The organism is Paenibacillus sp. FSL H8-0548, assembly GCF_038630985.1.
GTDB lineage: Bacteria > Bacillota > Bacilli > Paenibacillales > Paenibacillaceae > Pristimantibacillus.
The window spans coordinates 605,977-618,548 of the sequence record NZ_CP152049.1; the positions used below are offsets into that span (position 1 = coordinate 605,977).

The 12,572-nt window shown below is 47.9% G+C and carries 8 protein-coding genes and 2 pseudogenes; all 10 read left to right on the forward strand.

Annotated elements, in window-relative coordinates; all coding sequences use genetic code 11:
• Positions 1–443: 443 nt before the first annotated feature.
• Positions 444–2,375, forward strand: coding sequence for a glycoside hydrolase family 88 protein (locus tag MHI37_RS02670; protein WP_342556528.1), 1,932 nt, complete (start codon positions 444–446; stop codon positions 2,373–2,375).
• The gene (locus MHI37_RS02675) at positions 2,372–2,899 is read left to right on the forward strand and encodes an HAD family hydrolase (protein WP_076338693.1); all 528 of its coding nucleotides are present in this window, start codon (positions 2,372–2,374) and stop codon (positions 2,897–2,899) included. Before MHI37_RS02670 ends, MHI37_RS02675 begins: the two co-directional genes overlap by 4 nt.
• Before the next feature lie 54 nt (positions 2,900–2,953).
• Positions 2,954–3,187, forward strand: a pseudogene (locus tag MHI37_RS02680) (3D-(3,5/4)-trihydroxycyclohexane-1,2-dione acylhydrolase (decyclizing)); the annotation flags it as partial.
• A gap of 111 nt (positions 3,188–3,298) precedes the next feature.
• Positions 3,299–4,729: an alpha-L-fucosidase gene (locus MHI37_RS02685; protein ID WP_076338694.1), complete on the forward strand. Its 1,431-nt coding sequence runs from the start codon at positions 3,299–3,301 to the stop codon at positions 4,727–4,729.
• Between the two features lie 529 nt (positions 4,730–5,258).
• Complete coding sequence (locus MHI37_RS02690; RefSeq protein ID WP_076338695.1) at positions 5,259–5,510, forward strand: hypothetical protein; 252 nt, start codon at positions 5,259–5,261, stop codon at positions 5,508–5,510.
• A gap of 790 nt (positions 5,511–6,300) precedes the next feature.
• Positions 6,301–8,439, forward strand: coding sequence for an S-layer homology domain-containing protein (locus MHI37_RS02695; protein ID WP_076338696.1), 2,139 nt, complete (start codon positions 6,301–6,303; stop codon positions 8,437–8,439).
• Between the two features lie 582 nt (positions 8,440–9,021).
• A complete protein-coding gene (locus MHI37_RS02700; RefSeq protein ID WP_076338697.1) occupies positions 9,022–9,564 on the forward strand; it encodes a DoxX family protein in 543 nt (180 codons plus the stop codon).
• Between the two features lie 359 nt (positions 9,565–9,923).
• Complete coding sequence (locus MHI37_RS02705) at positions 9,924–11,171, forward strand: MFS transporter (protein WP_076338698.1); 1,248 nt, start codon at positions 9,924–9,926, stop codon at positions 11,169–11,171.
• 48 nt (positions 11,172–11,219) lie between these two features.
• The gene (locus MHI37_RS02710; protein WP_342556557.1) at positions 11,220–11,573 is read left to right on the forward strand and encodes an SET domain-containing protein; all 354 of its coding nucleotides are present in this window, start codon (positions 11,220–11,222) and stop codon (positions 11,571–11,573) included.
• Between the two features lie 828 nt (positions 11,574–12,401).
• Positions 12,402–12,494: pseudogene (locus tag MHI37_RS02715) on the forward strand (hypothetical protein); the annotation flags it as partial.
• Between the last annotated feature and the right edge of the window lie 78 nt (positions 12,495–12,572).

A 12,572-nucleotide genomic window follows, 5' to 3' on the forward strand; every position in this document is an offset into this window, starting at 1 on the left:
CGTGGCGAAAGACGGCTCCGTCCTGGATTGTGAAGCGAGCCATCACGGCGGGCATCGACGGCCTCGCGCCGTGAGGTGCCGGCTCGCATTAGCATCTGTCTTGCCGAAACCCGGAGAGTGTTAGGAAAGGAAGGGCATTGATGACATCATATATGCAACAACCGCAAAGTATCGGTTACTGGCTGGGTGACCGTGACGAGGACATCGTCCAGACAATCGCCCAGCATTACGTAGGAAACAATCCCGCGATTCCGTTTCAATTCCGCGCGTTCCATCGTGGCGGTGCACTGCAGACGGAGGACGGCTTATACGATCTGAATTTCGCTGCCCGATTCCCGGATGCCCCGCGAGGTAGCATGGCGTATGCTGCATGCCTCGTCTGGAGCGATTCGGAACGAAGTATCGACCTACGACTCGCGTGCTACGGTCCCGTCGAGCTGTATATGAACGACGCGATTGCGTATCGTTCGAACACAGTGGACGAGGTGAAACGTAATCACACGGTCTCGGTCCCAGCTGTCTTTCAGGCGGGGTGGAATACATTGTTCGTAAAGGTAAGGAATACGGCGGCCGGCTTCGGCTGTAAACTGGGTGCGGAGGAAGCGAAGGTGCGTATTCTGCATGTGCAGATGCCGTTCCATGAGCGCAACGGCGAAGCGGGTTGGCTATTTTCGGCCCCTGTCCAGAAGGATCGATTCTCGGAATGCGCTCCAGATCTATTCGGCTCGGAAGACGTCGCGGGACTGGATTGGTCGCCGAAGGCGGCCTGGCCGTCTGATGCTCCGGTATCACCTTTCGAGCGGTTATTCGGCGTTGCTTCGGGCAAGAAGGGATATGCCTGGTCCAGGCTGCTAGTGAAGACAACACGGGAAGCGAACGTCGGATTCCGGGGGTTGTCTAGCGGTCCGTTCTCCCTTTGGATTGATGGGCGGCGGATCGTGGGGGCTGAGCAATCCGGCAACTTCTCTGTATCCGTCACGCTTCGTTCAGGATCGTACGATGTATTGGTCGAATCTACGAGTGGCGAAGACAACTGGAATTGGGTGTGCGAAGCGGCTGGCGAAGGCGGAGTGGAGTGGGAAGCTCCAGTATCCGTGAAGGGCAGCGATGACGTATGGTTCTATCTAGGCCCATTCGCATCAGACACGGTGTATGAGCCTTCGGAGCTGCAACGGTTGAATACCATATTCCCGTCAGCTGGGGAATCGCTATATTGGCGGCTGGATCGGCCGGATACCTGGATCCGCCCCTATTACGAGAATGCGTACCTGAGCAACAAATGGACGACGAGCGGCGCGACGAACTTCGCCCGTTGGGATTATCCGCTGGGCGTGACGATGTACGGACTGTTGCAAGCGGGCCGCCTGCTCGGCAGACAGGATCTGATTGATTATGTACTGTCCCATATTAAGATCTGCACGGATTATTACGAGTATGCGCTATGGGATTGCGAACGTTACGGCTTCCCTTCCGTCAATCAGCAGCTCGTGCTGATGAAGATGCTGGACAATTGCGGCTCGTTCGGGTCGGCGCTGCTAGAGGCGAGCACGGAGCTAGAGGACGAAGGGTTCAATCGTGTCGCGAATAGAATCTCGTCCTTCATTCGAGATACGCTCGAGCGTCGGGAGGACGGCGCGTTTTATCGGATTTGCGCTGGAGAGTATGCCGAGAACACGATGTGGGCCGACGATCTGTACATGAGTACCCCGTTCATGCGGCGGTACGCTTTGCGGTACGGCGACGACAGCTTTCTACGCGACGCTGCGCGGCAATTTCTCTTGTACAAGGAATATCTATTTATGCCCGAGGAGAGGATCATGTCGCATGTGTACGACTTCAAGTACGGTACGGCGACGGGAGTGCCGTGGGGGCGGGGGAATGGCTGGGTCGTCTTCTCGCTGTCGGAGCTCCTTGAGGCGCTTCCACAGAACGACCCGGATCGTCCGGCGCTGCTTGCATTCTATAACGAGTTGTGCAGCGGATACTTGGCCCTGCAGGGCGAGGATGGCCGCTGGCACCAGGTGATTAACGATCCCACGTCTTACGAGGAATCGTCTTGCACGGCCATGTTCGTTTACGCCTTCTCCCGCGGCGTTGCCTTCGGCTGGCTAGAGCATTCGGACAAGTATGCGGAAGCGGCTCTGCGCGGCTGGCACGGCTTGACGAACGAGGCTGTCGATCGGCACGGCAACGTCTACGGCGTATGCAGCGGATCCCGGTACTCGTTTACGACTGAATATTATAAGGAAGAGCTGCGTACCGTGACGAACGACAATCATGGCATAGGGATTGTTATGCTTGCCGGCGTCGAGGTAAGCCGAATGAGGATAGCTCTGAGCGGTATCGTACCGACCATAGAAGGGAGCTTGGCATGAACGAACGACAGCAGGACAACAAACCCGTTATCTTCCTTGATTGCGGAGATACGTTGATCGATGAAGGCACAGAGGTTCGCGACGAGAGTGATGTCGTCATCTCCGCGGAGCTAATCCCCGGCGCAGCAGAGATGGTTCGGACGTTGTACGAACGGGGATATCGGCTTGCGATGGTTGCCGATGGCCTCGCGCAATCGTTCAAAAACATGATGACCGATCACGGCCTCTACGACTGCTTCGAAGTCATGATCTATTCCGAATGCATTAAGGAGCTCAAGCCACATCCACGCATGTTCAAGGCGGCGGCTGCCGCCATGGAGCTGGAGCCCGGGGATTACGGGCGCATCGTCATGGTAGGCAATAACTTGAAGCGGGATATTCGCGGCGCAAACGGTGTCGGTATGATCAGCGTGTATCTGAACTGGTCGCCCCGTTATGCGAAGGATCCGGCCGACGAGCTGGAAATACCACGTTACACGATTACGAGGCCGATGGAGCTCGTCGAATTGGTCGAGCAGTTATAGATAAAGAGCTTAACACTTATAGTGTCGACGATATGTATCACACTGGCGTAGGCGCTGCTTCGCTTGCTCGACAATCAGTACATTTCCATTGACGGTGCGGAAGTGAAGTTCTTCCGCGGCGTAATGGGGATTTTCGGACATGGCAACGCTACGGGAATCGGGGAGGCCCTGGAGCGAGATGCAGGGCAATTGATCTATATTCAGGGTAAGAACGAGCAAGGCACGGTGCATGCAGCAACCGCATTCGCCAAGCAGAAAGACCGGGAGCAAATATTCGCTTGTACGTCCTGTGCGCTAATCTATTCGAATGATATCAATTAGGAAACGACACATCGGTGGGTTTCCTTGCTTATATTTACTGACAAACCCGATCTGGGAAAAGAAAGGAAAAGAGTTTTTATGAGCGTATCGATTCTAGAAGCAGCCCAGGTCGGACCATCAGACAGGCAGCTGGCTTGGCAACAGACGGAGTTTTACGGATTTATCCATTTCACGGTCAACACCTTCACAGACCGAGAATGGGGGGATGGTCAGGAAGATCCGACGATCTTCGATCCGACGGATCTGGATGCGCGTCAATGGGTAGATGCCTGTGTATCCGCGGGAATGAAAGGATCGATCCTCACCTGCAAGCACCATGACGGATTCTGCCTCTGGCCTAGCAAATATACGACACATTCTGTCGCAAGCAGCCCTTGGCTTGGGGGCCAAGGAGATCTGGTGAAAGAAGTCGCTGCGGCGTGCCGCGCGGCGGGGATCAAGTTCGGCGTCTACCTATCCCCTTGGGATCGGCATGAAGCGAGTTACGGCGATTCAGAGCGGTACAACTCCTTCTTCATCAACCAACTGACGGAGCTGCTAACGGGATACGGCGAGTTGTTCTGCGTATGGTTTGACGGCGCATGCGGAGAAGGACCTAATGGCAAGCGGCAAGTTTACGACTGGGATGCCTACTATGCCGTCATCCGTCAGTTACAACCTGGAGCCGTCATCTCCGTCTGCGGGCCCGATGTGCGTTGGTGCGGCAACGAAGGCGGCCATACCCGGGAGCGCGAGTGGAGCGTGGTGCCAGCCACGATGCAGGACAACGAGAAGATTCAGTCGGAATCCCAACAGGAGGATGACGGTGAATTCGCTCGCCGGGTCGGATCGCGAGACGAAGACTTGGGAAGCAGGTCCGTTCTGGCGGGAGCGGACCACGTCGTCTGGTACCCGGCTGAGGTGAATACGTCGATAAGGCCGGGCTGGTTCTATCATGCGTACGAAGACAACAAAGTGAAATCTCTGGAAGAACTGCAAGACGTTTATGAACGAGCGGTGGGAGGGAACGCGACATTCCTGCTGAACTTACCGCCGGATCGAAGAGGACTAATTCACGAGAACGACGTTGCCCGAATGAAGGCATTTGGCGATTGGTTGAAGTCCTATTATGGAACTAATGCTGCTTTGGATGCACTTGCGATAACCTTCGACGAGGCGGAAGGTGGGCACGGTCCGGACAAAGCGGTAGATGGCCGGAGAGATACTTATTGGTGTCCTTCAGAAGAGCATGATGAGGTGGTATTGGAACTGGATTTTGGCCGCAGTATCACGTACGACCGCGTGGTTTTAATGGAATGGATTCAAGCTGGACAACGAATTGAAGCTTTCCTTCTCGAATGCGAGGATCAGGAAGGTTGGAAAACAATCTATGAGGGGCACCTCGTGGGTTATAAGAAGATTTGCCGTTTGAAGCAGCCGGTTATCGGTTTTAAGTTGCGAGTACGCATCACAGAATCACGTTTGAAGCCGACGCTGATGTCGGTGGAGGTTTATGAAGCGAAAGACTAGCACCTGTAGTACTCGTTAACATGAGAGCACGACTTGAGTTGAGCTATTGAACGCCGTAAGGCACAATTTCCAGAGTATCCAGGAGATTGTGCCTTACGGCGTTCTGCAACCGATGCAGAATTGATGAGCTTTCGCCCCTCGATATTAATAGTGCATCGATTATTTATTATGACATTGGTGGGCAATAGCTACAGGGGTGAATCGTTCGATAAGTGACGAATATCGCTCTTATCTTGCAGTGGAAATTATTTATATCTATCCCAAAGAAGACTTGCATTACGACTATCGAAGGGCAGATGGAAGTCAAGGCCTCGTGCAGAGATCAGTCGGGTTGAACGGTTGGAGAATGCCTGGGTCCGTCTGGTGTTTGCTGACTTGAGAAGGTAAGGCGATGGGTACCAGTGTATTTAGGTAGCCACCTTTTTATTTAACCAATACTATTTCGCAAGTCGAGGTATTAATAAATAGATATTATGTTTGTGCACTCGAGGCAATGCAACGGCTAGTGGCCGGAGGCGCATGTGATAGTTTGGATAGAACCGATGATTTTATTGCATATGCTTCAACTGGGAATGATTATTTGGATTACGGCATCGTAATGAGAAAGACGATCGACCGAAATTTGTTTTATCGGGTATTCTCGGATATTAAGGAGTCGGATGAGCAGTTTCTCGAAGTAATGAGCCGGAACAGTCAATTGCCGGTTGCCGATGCCATTCATAGCAATTATAGCTTGGAACCCCGTTTTCCTATAATAATCCCGACAGCGATAGCAAGCTGATAGGAGACAGGGATCGACGGCTGGAGCGTTTGGAGTTCGGATAGCGGGGATCCGGTCCCGGTAGGCGACTACTAAAGTCTGAAAAGATAAGAGTAGTATGTAAATTTTGAATACATCGCATTGTAGGTCATACCTCGGTGCGATGTTTTTTTATTGTATAGGAAACTATGGATTCTCTGAAGCTGTTAATAACGATGCTGCTCCAGCAGCCGGAGAGGAGACAACGAAAGCTAACGGAAACCAGAGACGCTAAAGTGCCATTTTTGGTTAGCGTCACATTTTAACGGAAGTGGGAGACGCTATTACGCAGAAATGAAGCGATATCGTGTATCTTTTGTACAAATAGAGGCCCGTGTTTCCGTTACAATCTTGAAACGACATATATAGGCGATTTAGTGTCTGTGGTTTCCGTTAGAAGTGTGAGCTGATGCGTCTGCGATGTCCAATCACCTGTAAGGGTGATTTTGTTCTGTTTAGAAGTTAACACGGAGTCAACATTTATTTGTTAAACATACTTACAGATCACTTTGACTGAGCACCCGCTTGTATATCCGTATAAACGTTCAAATGGCTAACAACGCAATTGATTGACCGGCTCACGGGATAATCAACAAAAATGGTGCAAGGTGACCGCAACTGAAGTTGCCATCCATGTGCTGCTGTGAATCGTGGAAATCCATTAAGAATTCATTAAGATTTGATGATGTCAATGATGTTAGAATGATAAACGACATTTGGTAAGTAACAAAAAATATTACTAAAATTGGACTACCAAAAAGGAGATTACTTAATGCTATTTACTATTAATCGTACAAAATGGCTCACTGTTGCGCTCGTTTCGTTGCTGTTGCTGAACATCTGCTCTCCATTCAATGTGGTGGCCGAGTCTTCGCAGCCGCAGGTAAGCCAAAAGGGATCTGCTGCTTCTGCCGAGCCCATAAACCAGCCACGCTATTTGGATGTACCAGATACAGCATGGTACGCAGAGGCGGTTAACACTTGGATTATGCTAGAAATTCTTAATCCAAAGCAAGGAGATAAGCTGAGTCCCCAGCTTGCTATGACACGCGGCGATTTTGCTAGGTTCCTTGCGACCTCACTAAGTCTGTCCCCCTCCAAAAGCGCCTCAACGTTTAAGGATATGCCTGTTGACGGCGAATTAACCGGATATGTTGCTGCCCTCCAAGATGCGGGGCTGGCGAAAGGTTACCCAGATGGCACGTTCCGTCCGGACTTAAAGATTACAAGGGCTGAAGTGGCGAACTTGATTGTCACGGCCAAGAAGCTGAAGTCAGAGCCGCAAGTTGGTAGCGGGTTCCGTGATGTTCCGCAGAAAAGCTGGTATGCTGGCGCGGTAGGCGCCTTGTCGAAAGCAGGTATTGCGAACGGGAAAACGAAGGATAGCTTCGCTCCAAATGCAAATATTGTGCTGGCCGAAGGGATAACTCTGCTTTATCGCTCCTTCTTCAGTCCGTCTATCATTCAAGACATTGGCAATGACGGCACAATTAAGATCGATGGCCATACCTATCGCGCGGGCGCATCGGTACAAGGCATTTTTCAACCGTCGAACAAAGCTGCTTTGCACAATGCGGCGATTCAGTTCACCTATGCGGAGGATACGATAACGTCTGTTGAAGGGCTAATTATTGGATACAAAGACGCATTAACCGGAATGGATGCACCAATCATATTTGATGCCAAAGGCAACACCGTCAACGGAACCGTAATCGTGGGCTCCAATCAGGTCGCATTGGCTCACTTGGAAGTTAAAGGGGATTTAAATTTGACCCCGGCAGTTCAGTCGGATTTCTTTGCCTTCAATGTGCTCGTTCAAGGCAAAACGGTTTTCCTGAAAGATAACGATCGTCCGAAATCACAGATCACAAATATATGGTTCGAGCATAGCGATCTCGGACAATTATATTTGTTTAACAGCGCTCTATTGAAAAAAGTTGATATCAATGCGGACAAGACGTCCCAATTAAGCTTCAAGTCAAAGGGAGAAGTCCGCACCTTGGGAGTTACGAACATAGAAGACATCCAGCAACTTTATGTTTCATACTTTACCCGTCCTGCTGACCAATTGGGTCTTCAATTTTGGACAGACTCCATTAATGATAATCCCGAAACTATTACGGCTGCAAACAGCTTCGCGGATAGTCCGGAATATAATGCTGTATTCGCCGGGCATAGTAGCGACCAAATTGTTGACCAAATATATTTGAATGTATTCGGAAGACAACCAGACTCGGCAGGTCTTGCGTTTTGGGCGGGAGCAATTGCCGCAGGCACTGATACAGGCTCCGGAACCGTCGGCAATTCGGCTATTGATAGGAGTCCCTTGCAGCTTACTGTTGAAAACATACAGAGTACGGTTACGGCATCGGTGGATACCGAACTCAGTGCCGATATTTCGACTACGTTTAGCACAGTTACCGTTCAGTCTGGCGTTAACTTGCAAGTTGCAAGTTCAACGCCAATCGATACGCTGAACATCGGTGATTCGGATACGGCTGACGATACACCACCTGGCAGCACCTCCTTCACTGGCTCAGTGAACATCGCGCAGACGATCGTAAACAACAATGTCGGAGTAGTTAACCTGAATGTGCAGGGGACGATTGGGAATCTTCGGGTAACTGGAAGCAATCCGCAGATTGATTTGGGAGCAGGCACTTCTATCACTAATCTGATCATTCCATCGGGAGTAAATCCTGCAACGATTTTCGCAAGTGTCGGTGACCTTTCTAGTGTGAGGGCAATCAACGGGCAATCAACGGCACCAACGCCAAACCCGAACCCGAACCCGAACCCGAACCCAAGCCAAAGCCAAAGCCCGAGCCCGAGTCCGGAACCGAGCGAAAGCCCGAACCCGAACCAAAGTCCGGAACCGAGCCAAGGCCCGAACCCGAACCCTGCCGTCTAATCTTTGATCAGAATCGCGAGCAGGCGAAGAGTAAGAGCAGAGGGACATGTCAGACTCGGGTTCGAGGGCTGTGATAGGTGGATGGTTGATGACCTGCTGGAGCCCTCTTAGGTGGAATCTAAGCAGCTGATCACAAACGGACGGTATAGGTCGCAAATAGAGAACGCGCCGCTTTTGTACAATCATTGCCTACACTTGGGTTTGATTGTAAGAAAGCGGCGTTTTTTATTTCCAATATTGGTCTATCCATCGGAATCTGAATGCAAACAGGGGATCTTGTGCGATCTAATTGTATTCCAAAAACATAATTAGTGAATTTATTCACATAGTGTTCAAATGACAACGCTAACTTTGTGATTTAAATCACAATGTCGACAGGTTTTACGATCTATAATAAAGACATCAACAAGAAGCAATCAGCAATCGAAACTAAACGAGGACGGTGATCCCGATGAATTTAAAACGATCTCAAATGTCGGAGAGACTAAAGACAAGAAGTGTATGTTTTAAAATATAGCAAAGTATATTCAGCTTAACATTCAACGTATTTAAAACTAATTATGAAGATAGGGAGTGAGCATCATGTTAAAATTTTGGAGAGAGCATAGAATTGCTGGCATACTAGTCACTATTGTCCGTTTTGTAGTTGGGTTTGCATGGCTAAACGCTGGATGGCATAAAATTACGGGAGCAACGCCTTTCGATGCAACGGGCTTCCTCAATGCAGCTGTAAACAACCCGGTACTTGATAAAGCTACAGGCGGGGCGGTTTACCCGACCTACACTGCTTTTGTAGAAAACTTTGCAGTACCGAATGTGGGTTTAATTAACATCGCTATACCATGGGGAGAATTTTTTGTAGGACTTGGACTCATCCTTGGTACATTAACGGTTACTGCCGCATTCTTCGGAGCTTTAATGAACTTCATGTTTATGTTCGCTGGCACGGTAAGCACTAACCCTTGGCTTCTGCTTCTTGGATTGATTGTCATCTTCGCTGGTGCGAACGCTGGCCGCTTTGGATTAGATCGTTTCGTCCTTCCGCTTATGCACAAAGGTTTTGACCGTCTCTTCCATCGCAAACCGAAAAACCAGGCAACAGATGCGGGATTGTTAGCTAAATAAGCCTAATGTGAGAAAGATTTATTGGAACAAAAAAAGGACGATCAGGGGACAGCCTCTGCATCGTCCTTTTGCTGTCGAGGCATAGGAATAAATATACTATAAGCAAAGAACCCATGATATAATATAAAAACGCTTTATTTGGAAGCCCATATATAAGTGGAAGGGTTAATTCGAATTGATAGGGAAGGCGATACGATTCTTTCGATGTTATCAAACATCTGGATATTATTTGGTCTAGCCACCATCTCGCTCGCTATTTTTTTTGTTTACAATATGTATTATTTAATGAAAGATTGTTAAACTATATGAGCTGGATAATCGATGAAATATACAGAGAATAAAGGAGTAGAATAAAGATAATGGCATCAACCGAAGATCATGGAAAAAAGCATTGGAAACGAGATATTATCCTCTTTCTGAGTAGTCAGACACTCTCGCTATTTGGTTCCGCATTAGTTCAATATGCGATTATGTGGCATATTACGCTAACTACAAAATCGGGTATGATGATGACACTATTTATCGTTTGTGGTTTTATCCCTACCTTTCTGTTATCGCCATTTGCAGGTGTATGGGCGGATCGTTTCAACCGGAAATTTCTTATTATGATAGCTGATGCTATGATTGCCATCGTTACGCTGATTCTGGCTATTACATTATTGCAGGGTTATGACGAGATATGGTTGTTGTTTGTTATTGCTGCAGTTCGCGCGCTTGGAGCGGGCATTCAAACGCCTGCAGTTGGGGCGATATTGCCCCAAATCGTACCCGAGGATAAGTTGACGAAGGTAAACGGAATAAACGGAAGTCTTCAAGCGCTCATGATGTTTGTAGCGCCAATCGTAAGTGCGACATTGCTTACAATGGCAACAATCGAGGTCATTTTCTTTATCGATGTTGTCACAGCGGCGATAGCGATCTTTATATTATTTTTCTTTCTAAAAATACCTTTGCACAAGAAGGCGTCTGATAAGCAAACGACAAGCTATTTTGATGACTTTAAACAGGGCTTAAGCTACATTAATAACCATAGCTTTCTCAAAACCTTTTTTATTTTCTTCGCCTTTTTCTTTGTATTGATGGCACCGGCTGCATTTTTAACGCCACTGCAAGTGACACGCAGCTTTGGAGATGAATATTGGCGATTGACAGCCATTGAAATTGCTTTTTCTATCGGTATGATGGCTGGTGGAGCTATTATTGCATCATGGGGCGGCTTCCGTAACAAAGTATATACGATGACTTTCGCTAGCTTGATTATGGGCGTTTGTACGTTAGCTTTGGGAATTATACCTGTGTTTTGGATTTACTTAGCTATGATGGCTGTATTCGGCGTTGCGATACCACTCTTTAATACACCGACGACCGTCTTGCTGCAGGAGAAGGTAGATCCGGATTTCATGGGACGCATATTCGGTGTATTCGGTATGATATCGACTTCGATGATGCCAATCGGGATGCTCATATTCGGTCCGCTTTCGGATGTAATCGATATTGAATGGCTGCTTGTCGGAACAGGGTTGTTTATTGTGATACTGTCCATTTTCTTCATTCGTAACAAACGTTTGGTTGAAGCCGGAAAGCCGGTAATCAAGGAAGCGTCATAGCATTGTCATACAAATCTTGTTTGTGCTTAATTCGACGGTGAGTATTATATTTTACATTGGGACCATGCAAAATACATGAATCATAGCTTCCATCCGACCTGTATCGATACGGTATTTGAATTTATTTTAGCTGAAAGAAATATATACCCTGGGGAACAATTGACATGTGATTATGGAATTGTTGGAGTGGATGATTATTTGTATCTCTCTCAGGAATGGGATGAAATGGCGAGAGAAGCGTTTAAGTATTTCAATAGTGTCGAACAACTGCTGAAACATTTAATCAAAAAGGAATATGCTGAAGAAGTAAAAGCAGTAGCCGCGGGACTTCTATCGTTACCATCCATTCTTACTCTTTTCGTAGACAAGTCGGAAGAAGATGGTGAAGAAGACGAAGCATAACGGAACGGGGCTGTCCCTAAAGTCATCGGAGGTGACTCAGGGTCAGCCTCTTGCATAGTAAGAAAGATCGTAATTAAAACTTTTAGTAATATACTGCTAGTCAGACCAGTGTATTACGGGGCCAAACATAGTTATCTCCATCTCATTATGTGCTGTTTCTGTCGCACATATGAAGAAGGAGGCTTTTTTTTGGAAAAAGGTTAAGGGCATTTTTGGATGATCGTGCTTCGTCCTATTTCTATGTTGATTGATATGAGCGTACGCTCGTATGCTTTGCGATTTATTTTGCACCCAATAAAAAAAGCCAGCAGCCCTCCCTTGGAACTGCCCCCAATTACACGAATGATTTACTATTTTTCGTACTATATTATCTAAGGTAACTATTGTGAGATAGATGAAAAACAAAATATTAAAGGAGAGAGGAAAAGCCATATGGGATCGTAAAGAACTGAAACGAAAAGCCAAGGGGGTGCTGCGGACATCGTATTGGAAGGCATTTTTGGTGAGTATTATACTGGTATTTGTCGTGGGGGCGGTAGTCCTTCGACCTTAGACTTTAACTTTGGATCATCCGGCTCCTCCGGCATGGATGTGGATGGGGTAAATCTCGCGCCTTTCCTTGCTATCGCGATAATCGTTTTTATTGTTGTCTTTTTGTTCGCATTTGCGTTTCGTATCTTTCTCTGTTTTCCCCTTGAGGTCGGTTCGATGCGTTACTTCAAGCAATCTGCGGAACATGAGGTGAATCTAAACCATTTAGGCTTTGCTTTTAATAAGCACAGGTATTTGGATATCGTGAAATCGATGTTATGGAGAGGTTTTCTGAACTTCTTATGATTTCTGCTCCTCATCATCCCCGGAATCTTAAAATCCTACGCATACAGCATGGTGCCGTTCATATTGGTGGACAACCCCAACATTGGGTATAGACGAGTGGTGGATTTAAGCAAGCAAATGACCCCGAATGGGGCTAGGCTCAATCTGATATGCACGTTAAAT

Coding starts and splice junctions, on each gene's coding strand:
- MHI37_RS02675 (WP_076338693.1), top strand. CDS start 2,372: ATGAACGAACGACAGCAGGACAACAAACCCGTTATCTTCCTTGATTGC.
- MHI37_RS02670 (WP_342556528.1), top strand. CDS start 444: ATGAACGACGCGATTGCGTATCGTTCGAACACAGTGGACGAGGTGAAA.
- MHI37_RS02700 (WP_076338697.1), top strand. CDS start 9,022: ATGTTAAAATTTTGGAGAGAGCATAGAATTGCTGGCATACTAGTCACT.
- MHI37_RS02685 (WP_076338694.1), top strand. CDS start 3,299: ATGAGCGTATCGATTCTAGAAGCAGCCCAGGTCGGACCATCAGACAGG.
- MHI37_RS02695 (WP_076338696.1), top strand. CDS start 6,301: ATGCTATTTACTATTAATCGTACAAAATGGCTCACTGTTGCGCTCGTT.
- MHI37_RS02705 (WP_076338698.1), top strand. CDS start 9,924: ATGGCATCAACCGAAGATCATGGAAAAAAGCATTGGAAACGAGATATT.